The organism is Cupriavidus sp. GW823-FHT07B10, from assembly GCF_058794355.1.
On the sequence record NZ_JBXAGS010000010.1, the window covers coordinates 60,771 to 78,127 of the forward strand.

Here is a 17,357-nt window from a genome sequence, read left to right on the forward strand (position 1 = left end):
GGTAATTGATGGCGAAGCTGAGATGGCGTCACCAGACGGCGGTAACCGCGACGTTGCCGCGCGGCGAGCTGCAAAGCAGCCAGTCGTCCTCCAGCGTCCTCACGGGCAGGCGAAACGTCATGTCGAGTGCCTGGCCGTCGACGGCGATATCGCGGGTCCGGACCCAGCCCTGATAACCAATTGCCAGCCGATAGACGCCCGTGGGAAGCCGGAGATAGAACATCGGCCCGGTTGCGCTCGCATGCAATATCGAGCGCCCGTCCTGACTGGACACGAGGATGGCAGCATCCGGCAGCGGATCCCCGCGTGCGGCGTCCACCATGGTCAGACGTACGTTGAAGCGGTCCGCGATGGCGAGCATCGCGTCCATGCCGGCTTCGCTGTCCCCGCCCGACACATACGAGACGCCATATTGGGCCATTGGCTGCAAGTATGATCCGGCTTGCCCGTAGCGGAACGCACAACCCGCAGCAGCTACGGCAATCATCAGGGACGAGAGCATGCGTACAAAGCTCCACGTAATCTCCATTTTCGCCCCTCCGACAACGCATTGAAATGCCCGTAGTGGCGGTGATCTTCGGTTACCGGAAGGTAGCGTCCGGCCGGACATACGGGTTGATGCCTGTCAACGATCGCCGAAGTCACCGGCCAACGCAGGGTGAATGCTCCTCCTCTCCACAATGGCTGGGAAATATCGGGTTATACCGCCGCGCCCTTGTCAGGTTCCGCTGACAGCCCGGTGCGCACGGCGGACAAGCGCCGTCGCGATGCGCGTACAAGCTGCATGGCAGCAAGCCGACACGTTTTTCGGAACCGGCTGATTTCGGCGTCGCCGGCCGGCAACGATACTGCAGGCATACACGGGGCACACGGTTGCCCTCATCGGCAGGAAAACCGGGACCACCGGGGCAGGAGCGACCAGCACAACAAAGGCAACAAGGGGAAAAGCGATGAGCGACGATCACCACATCGGACACGCACAGCGCCTAGCGGCAATCTCCGCGGACATTCCTCTTGGCGCGCATCTGAAGACGGACCGCCGTGGTTATGTCCACCACGGCATTTATGTCGGCAACGGCGAGGTGGTGCACTATGTCGGGTTCAAAGGTTTCCTGCGTTGCGGCCCCGTCGAAAAGACCACCCTCGCCGGCTTTGCCGGCGGCTACGGCTTTCGCGTCGAGCCGGCCACGCAAGCGAGGTACGTCGAGGCGGAGATCGTACGGCGCGCGACTGCGCGGCTTGGAGAGGACGATTACCGCCTTCTTACCAACAACTGCGAGCACTTCTGCATCTGGTGCCTGTCTGGCGAGAGCCGCAGCGAGCAAGTGGAGGCGCTGCTGAGCCACCCGTGGCGCGCACTGCTGGCTATCGTGGGCGTACTCTGTAGCGCGGCGGGCATCCTGGGGCAGGATCTGGCCGACGTGACAGCATAGGGCGCCGCGGGGGCGAGTTGGCAGCCGGAGTCTGCGTGCCGAGGCTGCAGTTGAGGTGGCAGTTCACAACAGCGCAAGGGCGCAGGCGGCAAGGGACATGGAAAGTCAATGGGACGACGCGGCGTTGATGGCCGCCTTGCAGCAGCCGGACGCCTACCCCCACCCGGCGCCGGCAGTACAGGTCATCGAGACGCATATCTCCCGTGTCTTCCTGGCCGGGGACTTTGCTTACAAGGTGCGCAAGCCGGTGCGGTTCGACTTTGTCGACTTCTCCACCGCGCAGGCACGCCGCGACGACTGTGAGACCGAACTGCGCCTGAACCGCCGGTTCGCACCTGCCCTGTATCTGGATGTGGTGCCGATCCTGGCGGGCCCCACGCCCGGCTCGGTGCGCATCGGTGGCGGCGGCATACCTATCGAGCATGCGGTCCGGATGCGGCGCTTCGACCAGCAAGACCTGCTCAGCGCAAGAATCGTTGCGGACCGGCTGGAGCCGGGCCATATCGATGCGCTGGCGCGCAGCATTGCATCCTTTCACCAGGCGCAGCCCCCTGCCGCCCCTTCCGATAGCTTTGGCACGCCGGCCCGCATCGACGCGACGCTTGCGGAGTGCCTGGGCGGCATTGGCCGGCTGACGTCGGCCACGCACCTGGCCAGCCGCGTGGCCCTGCGGGCGCGCAGCGAGGCCACCCGGCTGACGGATGCGTTCCGGGCACGCCTGCGCAACGGCCATGTACGCGAGTGCCATGGCGACCTGCATTTGGGCAACATCGTGCTGCTGAACGGCGTGCCGACCCCATTCGACTGCCTGGAGTTCGACGCCGCCCTGCGCTGGACCGACACCATCAGCGACCTGGCCTTCCCGGTCATGGACCTGCTGCACCATGGCCGACCGGCGCTGGCCTACCGGCTGCTCAACGGCTACCTGGAGCAGTCGGGAGACTACGGCGCGCTGGCCGTGTTGCCCTTCTATCTCGCCATGCGGGCCCTGGTGCGCGCGCGCGTGCTGCTGGAGCGCGGCTGCCAGAAGCACGCCGCGGGCGCGTCCATGGCGCCGGCGCAGGCCGAGGCAGGCAGGCTGCTGGCGCTGGCATGGCGATGCCTCAGCCGCCGTCGCGGGCCGATGGTGCTGATGCATGGCCTGTCCGGCAGCGGCAAGTCCACGGTTGCGGCACAGATGAGCGAGGCCGGGTCGATGGTACGCGTACGCTCCGACGCGGTACGCAAGGGCCTGCACCGCGGCGTGATGCCCGCGGGTGGCTGGTATGCCGCGAGCGAAACGGCACGGACCTACCGACGCCTGCTCGCCGTCTGCCGGCTCGGCTGCCGCGCCGGGTTCCCGATGCTTGCCGACGCGACTTTCCTGGTCCGCGCCGAGCGCGAACGCTTTGCTGCCCAGGCGCGCCGCCTTGGCGTGCCCTTCGCCATCGTCACCTGCGAAGCCAGCCCTGAGACGCTGCGCGCCCGCATCGCCGCTCGTGCCCGGGCGGGCGGGGACCTGTCGGATGCCGACGACGGCGTGCTGGCGTGGCAGATGCGTGTCCAGGAGCCGCTGACCGAAGCCGAGCGTGCCTGCGTCGCCTCGCCGGGCAGCGTTACGGGCCCCGCCGCACCCGGCTGCGGCTGACGCCAGAGCTCGGCGCCGCCATCTAAAGCAGCGCCAGCCCCCCTTGCTTTCACACCAGGGAAGGCCCCATCGACGCTGCTTGACGGAGCGCAATCCACGGCCGGGGGCAGCGCCTACATTCGTCCATACCGGTGCCATGCGCAGAGCGCTCGCGCCGCTCTTTGCAACAAATGCGAGCATCCCATGGACGAACTGAAGCGCATCCCCTACCAGCCCATCAAGGACCTGCTGCCACGCCCCGCCTCCGGCACGAGCGAGCGGGTCATCGCCCTGCCACAGCCGGACCGCACCAATGGCCTGCCGCTGATGGGGGCGCTGTGGCAGCGCATGAGCACCCGCGAGTTCGACGAGCAGCCGCTGCCACTGCAGCAGCTGAGCGAGCTGCTGTGGGCCGCGGCGGGCGTCAACCGCTCCCAGGGCGGCGGCCGCACAGCCCCTTCGCCGCACGGCGAGGCGGTGATCGACGTCTACGCGGCGCTGCCCGCCGGCCTCTACCGCTACGACCCGATCCACCATTGCCTGGTGCTGAAGCGCGCGGCAGACGTGCGCAGCATGACCGGCTACCAGGACTTCGTCGGCATGGCGCCGCTGGACCTGGTCTACGTCGCCAACCATGGCCGGATGCAGGACGTCCCGCCCAAGCTGCACGAGACCTTCGCTGCCGCCGCGGCCGGCGCCATGGTCCAGAACGCCTATCTCTACTGCGCCTCGGCCGGGCTGGGCGCGGTGGTGCGCGGCTGGCTTAACCGGCGCCAGCTGGCCGAGCATATGTCGCTGAACGAGGACGAGGAACCGATCCTGTCCCAGACCATCGGGCGTCCGGCTCCGCATGACAGCGCGCCGGTCTAGGCATCCTGGCCGGATCGCCACCACCTGACAACAGGAGACACCGACATGATCAAGAACCTCGGCAGTGCGGAACAGATCCGCAATGAAATTCTGCGGCGTCTGCAGGAAAACGCCGACCTCGGCGACATCTGCCGCGACTGCGACATCCCGTTGCCGCAGCGTGTCGACGCAACTGCCAACGGCGGCTGCAACTGGACCATCGACGCCTTCCCTGCTGTCCCGCCGGCATGCCTGGCCACGGTCAAGGCAGTCACGACCGAAATGATGCGCGAGTACGACCTGCGCTAGCCGGTCAGCGCCAGCCTCCCGGCCGCTGCCGGGGGGCGACCGTCGTTTTCGCGGTGGCGGCCCGCCAGGCGCTCAGTTGCCCTCGGCGGCATCCTCCGACTGTCACGCATAAAGCTGCTCGTGCCGGCGCTGGCATGCGGTACAGCGCTTCGCGGTCGGATATGCCTGCAGGCGCGAGAACGGGATCAGCTGCTGGCAATCGATGCAGGTGCCGTACTGGCCGTGCTGCATCCGCGCCCGCGCGGCGGCGATGTCGGCCAGTTGCATGCGGTAGTGTTCCAGCATCGCATCGTCCTGCCGCTGCAGGATTTCTTCGTCGGCAAGGTCACCCTCGTCCCGCGCCTCACGCTGCGCCAATGGTGTCATCGGCGTGTCGGCGGAACCAACGGCGGCATGGATACGCGCTTCGTCCGCGTCAAGCTGCGCCGCCAGCGAGACGGTTTCCTGCGCTGTGAGCTTGTTCATGACGGATCTCCTGAACCCGCTGGCGCCTGGAGTGCCAGCCGGATGCCGGCTGCCAGGCGCTCTGCTACGGGAATGCGGCTGGATGGGTGCGCAACGGTGTCGCACGTGACAATGTCGGCCGCGACCGCTTGCAGCCTGTCCGGAAGAGCTTGTCCTGGCGCATGTACGCGAGGTATGGCGCCACCAGTCCGACCCGCACGGCGCCGCCTTCCCTGGCTGCGGCAGCGTGCCACAGCAGCGGCACCAGCCTGGCATCCGGACGGTCCAGCGTGCACACGACCATGGCTTCGCAACCGGCCACTGGCTGCAGCAGCCTGACGTAGGATTCGCCGTCGGGAAAGCGCCGGACCTCGGCCTCGCCCGGCCGGCCGGGCAGGCAGGCAGGCGGTGATGGCCGCGGCCTGCCGTTCATTGCCGGGCATGGCGAACACGATTGGGTCCATGCAGGCATCCTTGCAGGCTCGCATCCAGGCCTGCCGTGCCCGCGCTAACGGCGGGTGACGGCCAGCGCGACCAGGGCGCCAGCCACGGCCGCGACAGCGGCGACGGAGCCCATGCTCTCCCAGGGATGTGCGTGGACGTAGCGATCCGTGGTGTCGGCCCATTGCGAGACACGCATGCGCGCCGCCTGGCGTTGCTCGGCGAGGCGGCCCTGGAGCGCGTGCAGGCGTGCGCTCAGCTGCGCGCGTGCCTGCGCGGTCTCCACGCCGGCTTCGTCGGCAACATCCCGCAACAATGCCTGTACATCCGCCAACAGCGTGTTGGCATCACGGGCTAGTGCTTCCTTGTGCGGCAAGAGCGCGGCGCGAGTATCGTTCATTTCATTCTCCTTTTCACTGAGTCATCGCCGTGCATCGCACGGCACCATGGAAATCCTGTCGAACTACAAGTTCCCGCCAGCCGCTGCAAAATGCTGGCAGAACCATTTTCCGGCGAGCTCGCCGACCTGTTCCAGCGCACCCGGCTGCTCGAACAGGTGAGTGGCGCCGGGAATCACCTCCAGCCGCTTCTCGCATTGCATCCATGCGGTGGCGCGCGCGTTGAGCTTCAGGACCACCGGATCCGCTTCGCCTACGATCATCAGCGTCGGGGCCTGCAGTTGGCGCAGCGCCTCGTGGCCTGCCAGGTCCACGCGGCCTCCGCGCGCCACCACCGCGTCGATCCGCATGCGCGGCGGCGGCTCAGCGGCGGCACGGATGGCCGCGGCAGCCCCCATACTGGCGGCGAAGTAGCCGAGCCGCAGGTGGCGATCGCGCGTCAGGTGCGCGACCGTGACCGTGGCAGCTTTGAGGCGTTCCCCGAGCAGGGCGATGTCGAATCGCTTCGACCTCCCGGCGTCCTCGTCCGGCGCCAACAAGTCAAACAGTAGCGTGCCCAGGCCCACCCGATTCAGCGTCGCTGCGACCCCGCGGCTGCGCACGCTGTAGCGCGAACTGCCGCTGCCATGTGCGAACAGGACCAGGCCGGATGCCGCTTCCGGCAGGGTAAGGTCGCCTGGCAGCGCGATGTCGCCGATATGGATCCGCACCTGTTCGATGGTGATGTGCTCCATGAGACTTCCCTCCCCCCCTCTTCCTGTCCTTGCCAACGGCCGCGCCACCATCGCGTCCTGTGCCAGTGCACGTTCAGTTCGGTCTCGGCGATGCCGAGGTCCATCGTCAGCGCTCCCCGCAGGCATGTTGGATGGGGTTGCCGATGTCCCGCGCCAGTTGCATTTCCTTAGTCGTGCTGACGACGGGGCGCGTTCACACTGTTAAAGCTATGCGCCTGCGCGGCCATCGACTTGGGCTGGATCAAACAATGACCAGACACCTGCAGGCGACACCGCCTACATGACCCGCCGTAGCAGGTCGCGCAATGCCCCTCTTCCACCTGGATGAGACCAAGGCGCTGGAGCCGCTGGAGCCCGGGCATCCCGTGCCCGTACTGGACAGCGACCGGCCGGAATGAAGCGCGCCTGTCACAGGCGCCGGGCGCCACCCCGGGCTTGCGTTGCATCAACGTGCGGACCTGCACGGCAACTACCGTAGTAGCAAGCCCGACCCACTGATTGTCAATGCGGAGTTTTTCATGCCTGCCAGAACACTTATCTTCCACCAAGGCGCGCGCCGCATGATGCTGAGCGGCGTGGAACAACTGGCCCACGCGGTCAAGGTCACGCTGGGCCCGGGAGGCCGCAACGTGATCGTGGAGCGGCCCGACATGGTGCCGCTGGTCGCCAATTCCGGCGTGGTCGTGGCGAAGTCGGTGACGCTGGCCAATCCGTTCGCCGACATGGGCGCCCGCCTGCTCTGCGAGGCCGCGGTGCGCACCAGCGAGATCGCTGGCGATGGCACCACCACTGCGACCACGCTGGCCCACGCGATCGTGGCTGAGGGCGTGAAATACGTCGAAGCCGGCCACGACCCCATGCAACTCAAGCGCGGCATCGAGGCCGCCGGCAAGCTGGTCGCCAGCGCCTTGCTGGAAAGCGCCCGGCCCTGCAGCAGTACCGGCGAGATGCGCCAGATCGCCATGATTTCGGCCAGCGGCGACCAGACCGTCGGCACGCTGGTGGCGCAGGCTGTCGAGCGGGTCGGCAAGGATGGCGCAATCAGCGTGGAGGATGGCTCCAAGCTGGACGACGCACTCGACATCGCCGACGGCGCGCTGATCGATCGCGGCTACCTCTCGCCCTTGTTCGCGACCAACGAGAGCCGTGCCGTCGTGCTGGATTCGCCGCTGGTGCTGCTGTGCGACGCGAACATTGCCGCCATCGCGCAACTGCTGCCGGTCCTCGAGGCCGTGAGCCACGCTGGCCGGCCCTTGCTGGTCATCGCCAACGATGTGGAGGGCGAGGCCCTGGCCACGCTCGTGGTGAACAACCTGCGCGGCGCGCTGAAGAGCTGCGCAGTCAAGTCACCGGGTTTCGGCGACTCGCGCACCGAGCAGCTGGGCGACCTGGCCGCGCTGACCGGCGCCACGGTGGTCTCACCGCAGGCCGGCATCTCGCTCGAGCACGTCACGCTGGAACAGCTTGGCGAAGCCCGCCGCGTGGAGGTCAACAAGGACACCACCACCCTGATCGGCTCCGGTGACGAACGCCCGCGCGTGGCCGAGCGCATTGCCGCCCTGCGCCTGCGCCTGGACGAGGTGCGCTCGGACTATGAGCGTGAGGCGCTGCAGCGGCGCCTGGCCCGGCTGGCCGGCGGCGTGGCTGTGATCAAGGTGGGTGCGGCCACCGAGAGCGCGCTGCACGAGCGCAAGAACCGCTTCCAGGATGCTTTGCACGCCACCCGCGCCGCGGTGGACGAAGGCATCGTCGCCGGCGGCGGCGTGGCGCTGCTGCGCGCCCGCGCTGCCCTCGAAGCCTGGCAGGCACCGAACGCCGAGCAGGCCGCCGGCGGCCACATCGTCCACGCGGCACTGGCCGCGCCGATGCGGCAGATCGCCGCCAACGCCGGTGCGGATGCCGACGCAGTGGTGCACCAGGTATGCGTCGGCTCGGGCACGCTCGGCTACGACGCCGGCACCGAGCGCTATGGCGACATGCTGGAACTCGGCGTGATCGACCCCGTCAAGGTGGTACGCACGGCCCTGCAAAATGCCGTGTCGATCGCCTCCCTGCTGCTGACGACGGACTGCATGATCGCGATTCAGCGCAGCCCCGCCGGCCAGGGCGATGCCGGCATGCGCACGGGGTCGTCGATGTTCGGCGAAGAATACTGAGCAACGGTGCAGGCCTGAGCTAGCCGGGCCTGACTTCGATCTGGTTGACGACCGCGCTGACGCCCGGTGCAGACCAGGCCGCTTCGAATGCCGCCTCGCGCTCGGCCAGCGTGCGCAGAGTGCCGGTCAGCGTCACCGCGCCATCCCTCACCGTCACGGTTACCTGGTCGGCGTCGCTGGCAGCCTGGCGTGCGATGGCCGCCTGGATCCGTGCCGCCACGTCCTGCTTGTCGGCACGAGGCCGGATGGCGAGCGCATTGGTGACCCCGACCACGCCGAACAGTCCGGCCACGGCGTGCTCGGCGGCGGTGCGCTGGTAGTACCAGTCGACATCGCCGCTCAGGGTCACCACGCCGTGTTCGACCAGGATCCGGATACGGTCGGCCGGCACCGTCGCATCCCAGGACAGCACGTTGGCAGCGGCCCGGGCGATGTCGGCATCGGTGCGGCGCGCATCGTCGGGCAGGTGAACGTCCAGTTCCACGGCCAGCGCCCGCACGCCGGGAATGCGCCTGACGGCCGCTTCCGCCGAGTACTTCTCGGCAAAGGTTCCAAGGTGCCCGGTCAGCGTGACGACGCCGTCCTGGACCTGGACCCCGATCTCGTTGCCATGGACCGCAGGATCCCAGATCAGCGCCTCGGTCACGTCCTGCTGCAGCTGCCTGTCGCCCTTCATGGGTGCCCCCCGCTTGTGCGTGTCTTTACCGCCCTTTCAGGCAAGCCACGACCTCCGCATCCTCGACCTGCGAGAAGTCGCGGTAGAACTCCCCCACTGCCCGGAAGCCGGCCGGCGTCTCCAGGCATACCACCTCGTCGACATAGGGCTGCAACAGCTCCAGCGTCCGCGGTGGCGCCACCGGCACCGCGCAGACGAGCCGCGCGGGCTTCTGCTCGCGGATGGCGTGCAGCGCGGCGATCATCGAGGCCCCGGTCGCCAGGCCGTCGTCCACGATGATGACCTGTCGACCGGTGGCGCGGACCGGTTCCCGGCCCGGCGTGTAGGCGGCGCGGCGCCGCCGCAGCACCTCAAGCTGGGCCGCGCGCTCGCGGTCGATGTATTCGCTGTCGGCGCCTGCCGCGGCGGCATAGGGCGTAAGATAGGTCCACCCGCTCTCGTCTACGGCGCCGATGGCGAACTCCGGGTTGCCCGGTGCGCCGAGTTTGCGCACGAGCACGACGTCAAGGTCCGCGCCGAGCGCATCGGCAATGATGGCGCCCATCGGCACCGCACCGCGGGGCACGGCCAGCACCAGCGGCCGTTTTCCTGCGTGGCCAGCAAGCGCACGCGCCAGTTGTGCGGCGGCATCGGCCCTGTCAATGAATGGCATTACCCCCCTCCTTTGGCTGCCTGGGTGGCGGCTTACGCCGGATAGCCCACGCTCTGGGCCAGGATCACGCGCTGGTCGGGCGCCAGCCGCATGGCAGTGGCCAGCGCGCGGCGGTCCAGCAGCCCGCGCGCCACCGTGGCCAGCCCGGACGCGGCGCAGAAGAGGTAAACGTTCTGGCTGATATGCCCCGTATCCAGCGCGGTATAGAACTGGCGCAGCGGCTTGTCGGTCTCATCGAGCCTGGAGAGCCGGCTGACATAGACGAGATTCAATGGCGCCTCGGCAACATAGTCCTGCAGGCCGGTCGCCGCGCGCAGGTCTGCGCCGACGACCAGCCGAAGGCGCCAGTCCGCCGGTTCAAGCACGTACAGTCCGTCGCGCAGCGCCGCGTACAGGTCGATTTCCTGCCAGTTGCGGGTCGAGGGCGCAGTGCGCAGGCCGGTGCCCGGGCGGTTGACGCCGAAAGCCGCCCACAGCAGGGACGACAGCAGTGTGTCATCCAGGTTCCGCGGAGCAAAGTGTCGGGTCGAGCGGCGCTGCAGCAGCGCCGTCAGCAGCGGCATGCCGCCTTCGGTCTGCGGTGGCGGCAGCTTCAGGTATTCCGCGCCGGCTTCGGATAAAACGATGGGATGTGTCACGTCGTGCTCCGGATCGATGGGGTCGGCAACGCCCCCCTGGGATTAACGTAGGCGGCAAGCCGGCCCTGCCATTTGGGATGGATCAAAGGAAAGCCCGTTTGCTCGCGGCATGTAGCAGGACAGCTCGGTCCCGGCTCCTGATCGGCCTTGCCTCTGCGGGTGTCCGGCCACAATGCGCAGGCCGCCGGCCATGCGACCCCTGCGCTCTGACGAACCCGGCGCGGCTTGGCGATGCCGCGCGCCGCCCGACGCATTGCGCACTCCTTGCGATACGTCAAGCCCCGCCAAGGTTGCCCTCCTAGACTTATCCAGACCTGCGCGCCCCGGGGCAGGCCAGCCGCTTGACTATAGGAGTTCCTCCATGCCAGACCAGACCGATCCCGCCTTCGAACTCGCGCGCTGCGCCGAGCAGTCCGCCCTGCGCATTTGGCTGCGCTGGGAAGAATCGCGCCAGATGCTGCTCAGGCTCCGCCTCAAGGCCCTGGACGAGGACATCAAAGGCACCCGGCAGGCGCTCGCCCGCGTCAACGATGCGCCAGACTGGAACGCCTTCCATGGCCTGCCCGCTCAGATTCTGGCCGCGCAGGTCGAGCGCAACGCCGCACATGCACGCGACATTGGCGGTCTTTACATAGAAATGGCCTCGGCCTTCATGGAGCACCTGCGCGAGTCGACCGAAGCCTGGCAGGACTACCAGCGCAGGGTCATGGTGGAGGGAGGCGGCTACGCGCCCTTTGCGGAATCGGCGCGCGAAATGTTCGACAACGTCGGCCGCCTGATGGCCGTCCCTACCCCAGGCGCGAAGGCCCCGGCGCGCCCGGCCGGCGCGGCACGGAGCTGACGAGATGGCCGGACAACGCATTGCCCTGGTAACGGGAGGCATGGGTGGCCTCGGCGAAGCAATTGCCGTGCGGCTGCTGGCCGACGGCGCGCGCGTCGTCGTGACGCACTCCGTACACAATGACCACGTGGCCCAGTGGCTCGGCACGCAACGCTCCGCCGGCCGTGAATTCACGGCGTTCCCGGTCGACGTGACGGACTTCGCGTCCTGCCAGCGCTGCGTGTCACAAGTGCGCAGCGAGCTCGGCGGCGTCGATATTCTGATCAACAATGCCGGGGTCACGCGCGACCGGACCCTGCGCAAGATGGATAAGGCTGACTGGGACTTCGTGCTGCGCACGGACCTCGACTCGCTCTTTCATATGACGCGGCCGCTGGTTGAGCCGATGTTGGCGCGCGGTTGGGGCCGGATCGTCAATATTTCTTCGGTCAATGCCTCGCGGGGCGCCTTTGGCCAGACCAACTATGCCGCCGCCAAGGCGGGGGTACATGGCTTCACCAAGGCGCTGGCGCTGGAACTCGCACGCAAAGGCATCACCGTCAACACCGTTTCGCCGGGCTACCTGGATACGCACATGGTGACGGACATGCCCGCCGAGATCCTCGAGCGGGACGTGTTGCCGACTATCCCGGTCGGCCGGCTAGGCAAGCCGGCCGAGGTCGCGGCGCTGATCTCTTACCTGTGCAGCGACGACGGGGCCTTCGTCACTGGCGCGAATTTTGCCATCAACGGCGGGCAACACCTGCAATGAGGATCGACGACAGGACGTCACCGCCCAGCCTGTCGGCCATGCCGGAATGCGCGCCGCAGGCCGCCATACCGGCGCAAGTCTGGATGGACAAGCAGATCCGCGCCGGCCTGGCCCGTGCCACCGGGGGCCTGTCGGTGATCTCGGCAAGTCTGGCCGGACTCGACTGGGCGCTGCAGCTCGGCATCTCCCCGGCAAAGATTGTGCAGGCATGGCAGGTGTGGCTGCAGCACAGCATCGAGGACTGGCCACGGCTGTTGCCGACCGCGGCCGAGCCGCCGTCCGTTGACGTCAGCGATCAGCGCTTTGCCGATGCCGGCTGGCAGGACTGGCCTTATCGCTGCTGGCGCGATGCGTTCATGCGCAACGAAGCCTTCTGGGAGTCGCTGACGCAGGATATTGACGGCCTGTCGCGTCATCACCAGCACATCGTCGCCTTCTGCGCCCGGCAATGGCTTGACCTGCTCGCGCCCGGCAATGTTTGGTGGATGAATCCGACCATTGCCAGGACCGCCTCGAGCACCTTCGGCGCCAACTTCCTGCAAGGCGCCCATCACTGGCTGCAGGACGCCAGTGAGCTGTTGTCAAAGGTGCCTGGACTGCCTGCGGGGCGCCCCGCGCTGGAATTTCTACCCGGGCGCGACGTGGCGCGCACGCCTGGCAAGGTGGTGTTCCGCAACGCACTAATTGAACTGATCGAATATGCGCCCGCCCTTGGCGCCAATACAGTCTGGCGCGAGCCGGTGCTGATCGTGCCGTCCTGGATCATGCGGTACTACATCCTCGACCTGAAGCCCGAGGATTCGCTGGTGCGCTACCTGGTCGAGAGCGGCCATACCGTGTTCATGATTTCATGGAAGAACCCGGACGCCTCGGCCCGCGACTTCGGGCTTGACACCTATCTGGAGGCCGGGCTTCTGACCGCGCTCAACACCGTGCACGCGCGCTGCGACGGCGCGCACGTCCACGCCGCCGGGTATTGCCTGGGCGGCACCCTGCTTGCCACGGGTGCCGCCATGCTGGCCCGCGACGCCGCCGGCGGGCCACTGGCCAGCATGACGCTCTTTGCGGCAGAGACCGATTTCCATGATCCGGGCGAACTGGGCCTGTTCATCGACAAGAGCTCGCTCGCCACGCTCGACGCCCTCATGTGGAGTCAGGGATATCTGGACGGGCCTCAGATGAAGTCTGCCTTTCAGATGCTGAACGCCCAGGACCTGATCTGGTCGCGCGTAATGAGCGAGTATTTGCTCGGCCAACGTTTGCGCGCCAACGATCTGGTCTCCTGGAACCGCGACACCACCCGCTTGCCTTACCGCCTGCATTCGGAATGCCTGCACAAGCTGTTCCTGGGCAATGAGCTGGCCACCGGCAAGCTGTGCGTGGGCGGACAGCCCGTCGCCCTGTCGGACCTCGACCTCCCGCTTTTCGTGGTTGGCACCGAACACGACCACGTCTCGCCCTGGCGCTCCGTGTACAAGCTGCACTTACTGACCAAGGCTGAACTGACCTTCTTGCTGACCTCGGGCGGCCACAACGCAGGCATCGTGTCCGAGCCGGGCCACCCGGGCCGGCGCTACCATGTGCATACGCGATTGCCCGCCGCGCCCTACCTGAGCCCGGAGCAATTCCTCAACGTGGCTGTGTACCGCGACGGTTCCTGGTGGCCGGCGTGGCATGACTGGCTAGTGGCCCACTCGACAGCGCGCTGCACGCGACAGGCGCCGGGCCAGGGGCTCGCGGACGCTCCTGGTACCTACGTGCTGGAACCCTAGCCTCTTGTTCACTGTGCTGCGCCTGGCAACCTTGCGAGCGGGCAAACTTTCGGGTAGCCGGATCGAATGGAAACATGCCGTCGGACACGGGAAATGCCGGCCGACGCCTAAGGAACTCATTCCAGAAACCCCGCGCAAGCTGGTGGAGTGTTCGGTTGTGTCCCACATCCCGCTCCCTGGCAGCAGCCGAACCGCACCGCACCTCACTTCATCGCATCGCCGAGGCGCTGCGGCAATATCAGTGCGACATCAGGACCGGCACTGTCATCGACTCAAGCAACGTGCGGGTGACACCGCCAAGGACCAGCTCGTGCACCCGGCTGTGCCCGTAGGCCCCCATGACGATCAGGTCAGCATTTCGGTCCGCGGCGTGTGAGAGTAACATCTGGCCGACGTCTTCGCCGTCTTCCGCTCCAAGCGTGCAAAGCTGCACCGCCACGCCATGCCGACCCAGCCAGTCCACGGCATGCTGAGGCGGCGAAACCCATGTCCCCTTCAGAACCCCAGACGGTGTCCACGAGACCACCTCCACAGTGCCCGCGCGCTGCAGGAGCGGAAGCGCATCGCGGATGGCCCGCGCCGACTCGCGGCTGCCGTTCCACGCCACCATGATGTTCTTGCCAACGCTCGGGAACCGGCCCGCATACGGAACCACCAGCACCGGCCGCCCGCATCCCAGCACAATGGATTCAACAAAGCCGGGCTCGGCGTAGGCGGCTTCATCAGTGGGATCGCGCTGTCCGAGGATGACAAGATCCGCCCGATGCGCCTCTGCCTGGACCGTTGCCGCCGTGGCCCAGTCCGGCGCCCGCCATTCCGTAATGACGGTTACCTCGTCCGTTGCGCCCATCAGGGCGTGACGGGCCCGCTCGCCGACCTGATGCCGCCATTCGGTGTAAGAGGCAAGATTGCGGTCACCGTCCACCAGGTAGCGCACGGCGGTGGGATCCGGCTTGCCGACGGCTAGCAGGCCAACCAGCGTGGAATGAAACTCCAGCGCCAGCCGGGTGGCGAGGTGCAGCCGGTCGTACACGCGGCGGCCGGCATCGAGATGAACCAGGATCGTTGCGTAGTCCATGGATTGACTCCATCAGGCAGCCCCGGACGGAGCTTTTCTTGAATCTATATCGCCACCCCGCCCCGGATTTGTCGTGCATCAAGCCGTCTTCGTGTCCGCGCTACAGGCAATACCGCTGGCACCAGGTACGAGTTGGCCCAGGCTGCCTGCCGCCAGCGCGGCGGTGCGTGGCTTCGGCGGCCGCAGCAGGTCCGGTACGGCGGTACACGCTGTGCATAGCGGCACCAACGCGCAGGCGGCAAGCCTGCGCCATCCTGGCCGTTTCTCCGGTGTGCATGACTGCAAGCGATTCTTCATGGGTAGCTCCTTGTAAGGACGCGCACCGCCCGGTGGCGGCTGCCGCCGGCCAGGACGTGCGCCTCACACCGCGAAGCGAAAATGGCCGCTGTGCAGCACGATGTGCCGCGCACCTGTCATCTCGAACAGCGCTCCCGCGACGCGTTCAATGTCCTGGCGGTTGCTCATGAATGCCGGCAGCAAATCTTCACTGCGGTACGAGCGTGCGCCGAAATGATCCTCAAGCGCCTCGGCAGTGATCTCATAGGTCGCCGGTGTGCCATCCACCTTCACGGCACACCGCAGGCTTGGCCCGGTCGGGCAGTAATCCGGCGTCTCGCCGGAAAAGTCGATCGTATGCATAGCTCTCTGGCGTAATGCCCTCCAAAATCTGTTCGCCTGCTTACGCTTCCTCGGCGCGGAGAAGCAGGACGGGCGCGACGGCCAGGTTGATCACGCTTCGCGCGACGCTGCCCATGACGAGTCGCCGCACTCCCCGGCGGCCGTGCGTACCCATCACAACCAGATCAGCGCCCCAGCCATTGGCTTCGGCAGCGATCGTGGCAGCAACGTCGCCCTCGACCATAGGCTTACCGAGCAGCCGCGTTACGTGGCGAATACCCGCTGCGGCAAGCCGGCCGGCGGCGGCAGCGAGAACGCTTTGCCCCGCCGTCGTGAGGTCCTCTATCAATCTCACCGGATCCAGATTGCTGGCATCCAGAAACGGGCTGCGGTCATCGACCACATGGACCACCTCCACTTCGGCGTTGGCGGCGCGCGCGATGATCATGGCCTGTTCCAGGGCAAGTTCCGATGCGGCGCCGCCGTCCATGGCGACAAGGATGCGCTGGTACATAGCGGTTTCTCCGGCGATGGGAGCCTGTGGCGACTCGGGTCTGGACTGGTTAAATGCAGCGTAGGGCAACCGGCGCAACTGCTGTTGATACGTGTCAAAGCCGCGGTACCGCGCTCCAACCGCCGCTGGTCGCGCGCGCATCGGCAGTCTTCGCGCAGGGGTTGCGGCTCGCGGATTCAGGCCTGCCCACGCCGAGCGGCTCGCCTGCTTGTCCCCGAACGAAGCCTGAGCGCTTCTTCTTCCCCTTCCAGTTCCGTCGCTTCTCTTTCGCGGGATCGTCCCTGAACCGCCGCGAACTTGCTTGCGCGGTGTCGTGCCCGCGGCGACACGTCCGAGCGGCAGGCTCAGCGACGCGGACAGGGTGTCGTGGCGCAGAGCAGCCAGTCGTCCTCGAGCGTATTGACCGGCAGCCGGAACGTCACCTCGAGCGGCTCGCCAGCGACGACGATGTCGCGCATCTGGTCCCGCCCCTGGTAGCCGACCGCGAGCCGATAGGCACCCGGCCTGAGTCGCATATAGAACAGCGGCCCGCTAGCCGTAGTGTGCAGCACCGGGCGGCCCTCCTGGCTGGCCACGACCACCGTGGCACCGCCCAGCGGCTTCCCGCGCCCGGCATCCACCATCGTCAGCCGTACATTGAAACGCGCGGCGATGGCCAGCATGCTTTGCATGCCCGCCTCATCGTCTCCACCCGATACGTAGGAAACGCCGTGCTGCTCCATGATCTGCACGCCAGCGGGCGCGGCGCGAGTGGCGCAACCCGCCGCCGCAACGGCAATCGCCAGCGACGACAGGCCGAGGCCTAGGCTTCTTGAAACCTGCATTTGCGTCACTCCGGAAGAATTATTGGGGTTTTCGCAGGCCGGAACCGAACGGTCAGGGCGTATCGCCGCGCGACTGCTGCCGAACGAGCAGCACGGGGCGAACCGTCTTGCTGACCACGTGCTCCGAGACCGAGCCCAGCACCATGCGCCGCACGCCGCGATGGCCGTGTGTGCCCATGACGATCAGGTCCGCGCTCCAGTGGTCCGCTTCCGCGATGATCGCCTCGGCAATCTTCGCAGGGGTGCCGGGCGTCTCGGCCAACCTGCTGCTCCAGCGCACGCCGGCGGCACTGAAGCGCTCGCCGGCACGAGCCAGCACCTGCTTGCCATAGGCAATGATGTCGGCCATCAGCCAGTGCCGGTCACCCGGGCTGACCTCGAAGAACAGGTCGCTGTCGTCGACGACGAACATGGCGCTGACCTCGGCGTCGGTGGTCAGCGCCATCGACACGGCCTGCTCCAGGGCATTCAAGGATGAACGGCTGCCATCGAGGGCTAGGAGAATGCGGCGGTACATGGCGACCTCGGCTTTGGCTGTGGTTCATCCCAAATTAGCGGTCGCAAGGACATGCGGGTTGATGCCAGTCAACCAAGCCAGCCACACCGCTGTGATTCGGCTCATG

21 protein-coding genes are annotated in these 17,357 nt (G+C 67.2%); 8 read left to right on the forward strand and 13 right to left on the reverse strand.

From position 1 onward, the window contains the following. Window positions 1-28 precede the first annotated feature (28 nt). Window positions 29-502 (reverse strand): peptidase associated/transthyretin-like domain-containing protein, encoded by a 474-nt coding sequence (locus AC1Q6V_RS20790; protein ID WP_058698021.1) that lies wholly within the window; start codon window positions 500-502, stop codon window positions 29-31. Window positions 503-950: 448 nt separating this feature from the next. On the opposite strand from AC1Q6V_RS20790, the gene AC1Q6V_RS20795 reads away from it, so the two are divergent. The 4 genes from AC1Q6V_RS20795 to AC1Q6V_RS20810 all read left to right on the forward strand — a co-directional run bounded on the left by AC1Q6V_RS20795 (window position 951) and on the right by AC1Q6V_RS20810 (window position 4,197). Further along, entirely contained in the window at window positions 951-1,433 is a 483-nt protein-coding gene (locus AC1Q6V_RS20795; RefSeq protein WP_010809972.1) for a lecithin retinol acyltransferase family protein, read from the forward strand. 97 nt (window positions 1,434-1,530) lie between these two features. Then, window positions 1,531-3,060, forward strand: coding sequence for a bifunctional aminoglycoside phosphotransferase/ATP-binding protein (locus AC1Q6V_RS20800; RefSeq protein WP_010809971.1), 1,530 nt, complete (start codon window positions 1,531-1,533; stop codon window positions 3,058-3,060). Between the two features lie 183 nt (window positions 3,061-3,243). Continuing rightward, window positions 3,244-3,909, forward strand: coding sequence for a SagB/ThcOx family dehydrogenase (locus AC1Q6V_RS20805; RefSeq protein WP_010809970.1), 666 nt, complete (start codon window positions 3,244-3,246; stop codon window positions 3,907-3,909). Window positions 3,910-3,954: 45 nt separating this feature from the next. After that, entirely contained in the window at window positions 3,955-4,197 is a 243-nt protein-coding gene (locus AC1Q6V_RS20810) for a hypothetical protein (protein WP_454750946.1), read from the forward strand. Between the two features lie 102 nt (window positions 4,198-4,299). On the opposite strand, the gene AC1Q6V_RS20815 is transcribed toward AC1Q6V_RS20810, so the two are convergent. From AC1Q6V_RS20815 to AC1Q6V_RS20830, 4 genes are all read right to left on the reverse strand, one after another. Beyond that, window positions 4,300-4,662, reverse strand: coding sequence for a TraR/DksA family transcriptional regulator (locus AC1Q6V_RS20815; protein WP_454750947.1), 363 nt, complete (start codon window positions 4,660-4,662; stop codon window positions 4,300-4,302). A gap of 64 nt (window positions 4,663-4,726) precedes the next feature. Continuing rightward, complete coding sequence (locus AC1Q6V_RS20820) at window positions 4,727-5,074, reverse strand: ribose-phosphate pyrophosphokinase-like domain-containing protein (RefSeq protein ID WP_454750948.1); 348 nt, start codon at window positions 5,072-5,074, stop codon at window positions 4,727-4,729. A 75-nt stretch (window positions 5,075-5,149) separates the two neighbouring features. Continuing rightward, window positions 5,150-5,482 carry an ElaB/YgaM/YqjD family protein gene (locus AC1Q6V_RS20825; RefSeq protein ID WP_010809966.1) on the reverse strand — a complete coding sequence of 111 codons (333 nt, stop codon included), beginning with the start codon at window positions 5,480-5,482 and terminating at the stop codon, window positions 5,150-5,152. A gap of 63 nt (window positions 5,483-5,545) precedes the next feature. After that, a complete protein-coding gene (locus tag AC1Q6V_RS20830) occupies window positions 5,546-6,214 on the reverse strand; it encodes a dienelactone hydrolase family protein (RefSeq protein ID WP_010809965.1) in 669 nt (222 codons plus the stop codon). A gap of 518 nt (window positions 6,215-6,732) precedes the next feature. On the opposite strand from AC1Q6V_RS20830, the gene groL reads away from it, so the two are divergent. Continuing rightward, window positions 6,733-8,370, forward strand: coding sequence for a chaperonin GroEL (gene groL / locus AC1Q6V_RS20835; protein WP_454750949.1), 1,638 nt, complete (start codon window positions 6,733-6,735; stop codon window positions 8,368-8,370). A 19-nt stretch (window positions 8,371-8,389) separates the two neighbouring features. On the opposite strand, the gene AC1Q6V_RS20840 is transcribed toward groL, so the two are convergent. From AC1Q6V_RS20840 to AC1Q6V_RS20850, 3 genes are read right to left on the reverse strand one after another with little or no spacing between them, the layout of a single operon-like run. Beyond that, window positions 8,390-9,046, reverse strand: coding sequence for a BON domain-containing protein (locus tag AC1Q6V_RS20840; protein ID WP_010809962.1), 657 nt, complete (start codon window positions 9,044-9,046; stop codon window positions 8,390-8,392). A 25-nt stretch (window positions 9,047-9,071) separates the two neighbouring features. Beyond that, the gene (locus AC1Q6V_RS20845; RefSeq protein WP_010809961.1) at window positions 9,072-9,698 is read right to left on the reverse strand and encodes a phosphoribosyltransferase; all 627 of its coding nucleotides are present in this window, start codon (window positions 9,696-9,698) and stop codon (window positions 9,072-9,074) included. 32 nt (window positions 9,699-9,730) lie between these two features. Beyond that, complete coding sequence (locus AC1Q6V_RS20850; protein ID WP_454750950.1) at window positions 9,731-10,336, reverse strand: nitroreductase family protein; 606 nt, start codon at window positions 10,334-10,336, stop codon at window positions 9,731-9,733. A 361-nt stretch (window positions 10,337-10,697) separates the two neighbouring features. Between AC1Q6V_RS20850 and AC1Q6V_RS20855 the strand changes: the two genes are divergently transcribed. The 3 genes from AC1Q6V_RS20855 to AC1Q6V_RS20865 are packed head-to-tail and all read left to right on the forward strand — an operon-like array spanning window position 10,698 to window position 13,700. Continuing rightward, on the forward strand, window positions 10,698-11,177 hold the full coding sequence (locus AC1Q6V_RS20855) for a hypothetical protein (RefSeq protein WP_454750951.1): 480 nt from the start codon (window positions 10,698-10,700) through the stop codon (window positions 11,175-11,177). 4 nt (window positions 11,178-11,181) lie between these two features. Beyond that, the gene (gene phbB / locus AC1Q6V_RS20860; protein WP_454750952.1) at window positions 11,182-11,928 is read left to right on the forward strand and encodes an acetoacetyl-CoA reductase; all 747 of its coding nucleotides are present in this window, start codon (window positions 11,182-11,184) and stop codon (window positions 11,926-11,928) included. After that, the gene (locus AC1Q6V_RS20865) at window positions 11,925-13,700 is read left to right on the forward strand and encodes a PHA/PHB synthase family protein (RefSeq protein WP_454750953.1); all 1,776 of its coding nucleotides are present in this window, start codon (window positions 11,925-11,927) and stop codon (window positions 13,698-13,700) included. The genes phbB and AC1Q6V_RS20865 overlap by 4 nt, the downstream gene beginning before the upstream one ends. Before the next feature lie 238 nt (window positions 13,701-13,938). Here AC1Q6V_RS20865 and AC1Q6V_RS20870 read toward each other — a convergent pair whose 3' ends face one another. The 5 genes from AC1Q6V_RS20870 to AC1Q6V_RS20890 form a co-directional block, all read right to left on the reverse strand. Further along, window positions 13,939-14,778: a universal stress protein gene (locus tag AC1Q6V_RS20870; RefSeq protein ID WP_439667946.1), complete on the reverse strand. Its 840-nt coding sequence runs from the start codon at window positions 14,776-14,778 to the stop codon at window positions 13,939-13,941. 360 nt (window positions 14,779-15,138) lie between these two features. After that, window positions 15,139-15,417, reverse strand: a complete 279-nt coding sequence (locus tag AC1Q6V_RS20875; protein ID WP_010809955.1) for a DUF1488 family protein — start codon at window positions 15,415-15,417, stop codon at window positions 15,139-15,141. Between the two features lie 40 nt (window positions 15,418-15,457). Beyond that, window positions 15,458-15,910: a universal stress protein gene (locus tag AC1Q6V_RS20880; RefSeq protein WP_058698013.1), complete on the reverse strand. Its 453-nt coding sequence runs from the start codon at window positions 15,908-15,910 to the stop codon at window positions 15,458-15,460. Between the two features lie 344 nt (window positions 15,911-16,254). Continuing rightward, on the reverse strand, window positions 16,255-16,734 hold the full coding sequence (locus tag AC1Q6V_RS20885; protein ID WP_010809953.1) for a carboxypeptidase-like regulatory domain-containing protein: 480 nt from the start codon (window positions 16,732-16,734) through the stop codon (window positions 16,255-16,257). Between the two features lie 52 nt (window positions 16,735-16,786). Beyond that, a complete protein-coding gene (locus AC1Q6V_RS20890; protein ID WP_011615450.1) occupies window positions 16,787-17,251 on the reverse strand; it encodes a universal stress protein in 465 nt (154 codons plus the stop codon). Window positions 17,252-17,357 lie beyond the last annotated feature (106 nt).

Coding starts and splice junctions, on each gene's coding strand:
- AC1Q6V_RS20790 (WP_058698021.1), bottom strand. CDS start 502: ATGCTCTCGTCCCTGATGATTGCCGTAGCTGCTGCGGGTTGTGCGTTC.
- AC1Q6V_RS20795 (WP_010809972.1), top strand. CDS start 951: ATGAGCGACGATCACCACATCGGACACGCACAGCGCCTAGCGGCAATC.
- AC1Q6V_RS20800 (WP_010809971.1), top strand. CDS start 1,531: ATGGAAAGTCAATGGGACGACGCGGCGTTGATGGCCGCCTTGCAGCAG.
- AC1Q6V_RS20805 (WP_010809970.1), top strand. CDS start 3,244: ATGGACGAACTGAAGCGCATCCCCTACCAGCCCATCAAGGACCTGCTG.
- AC1Q6V_RS20810 (WP_454750946.1), top strand. CDS start 3,955: ATGATCAAGAACCTCGGCAGTGCGGAACAGATCCGCAATGAAATTCTG.
- AC1Q6V_RS20815 (WP_454750947.1), bottom strand. CDS start 4,662: ATGAACAAGCTCACAGCGCAGGAAACCGTCTCGCTGGCGGCGCAGCTT.
- AC1Q6V_RS20820 (WP_454750948.1), bottom strand. CDS start 5,074: ATGAACGGCAGGCCGCGGCCATCACCGCCTGCCTGCCTGCCCGGCCGG.
- AC1Q6V_RS20825 (WP_010809966.1), bottom strand. CDS start 5,482: ATGAACGATACTCGCGCCGCGCTCTTGCCGCACAAGGAAGCACTAGCC.
- AC1Q6V_RS20830 (WP_010809965.1), bottom strand. CDS start 6,214: ATGGAGCACATCACCATCGAACAGGTGCGGATCCATATCGGCGACATC.
- groL (WP_454750949.1), top strand. CDS start 6,733: ATGCCTGCCAGAACACTTATCTTCCACCAAGGCGCGCGCCGCATGATG.
- AC1Q6V_RS20840 (WP_010809962.1), bottom strand. CDS start 9,046: ATGAAGGGCGACAGGCAGCTGCAGCAGGACGTGACCGAGGCGCTGATC.
- AC1Q6V_RS20845 (WP_010809961.1), bottom strand. CDS start 9,698: ATGCCATTCATTGACAGGGCCGATGCCGCCGCACAACTGGCGCGTGCG.
- AC1Q6V_RS20855 (WP_454750951.1), top strand. CDS start 10,698: ATGCCAGACCAGACCGATCCCGCCTTCGAACTCGCGCGCTGCGCCGAG.
- phbB (WP_454750952.1), top strand. CDS start 11,182: ATGGCCGGACAACGCATTGCCCTGGTAACGGGAGGCATGGGTGGCCTC.
- AC1Q6V_RS20865 (WP_454750953.1), top strand. CDS start 11,925: ATGAGGATCGACGACAGGACGTCACCGCCCAGCCTGTCGGCCATGCCG.
- AC1Q6V_RS20870 (WP_439667946.1), bottom strand. CDS start 14,778: ATGGACTACGCAACGATCCTGGTTCATCTCGATGCCGGCCGCCGCGTG.
- AC1Q6V_RS20875 (WP_010809955.1), bottom strand. CDS start 15,417: ATGCATACGATCGACTTTTCCGGCGAGACGCCGGATTACTGCCCGACC.
- AC1Q6V_RS20880 (WP_058698013.1), bottom strand. CDS start 15,910: ATGTACCAGCGCATCCTTGTCGCCATGGACGGCGGCGCCGCATCGGAA.
- AC1Q6V_RS20885 (WP_010809953.1), bottom strand. CDS start 16,734: ATGCAGGTTTCAAGAAGCCTAGGCCTCGGCCTGTCGTCGCTGGCGATT.
- AC1Q6V_RS20890 (WP_011615450.1), bottom strand. CDS start 17,251: ATGTACCGCCGCATTCTCCTAGCCCTCGATGGCAGCCGTTCATCCTTG.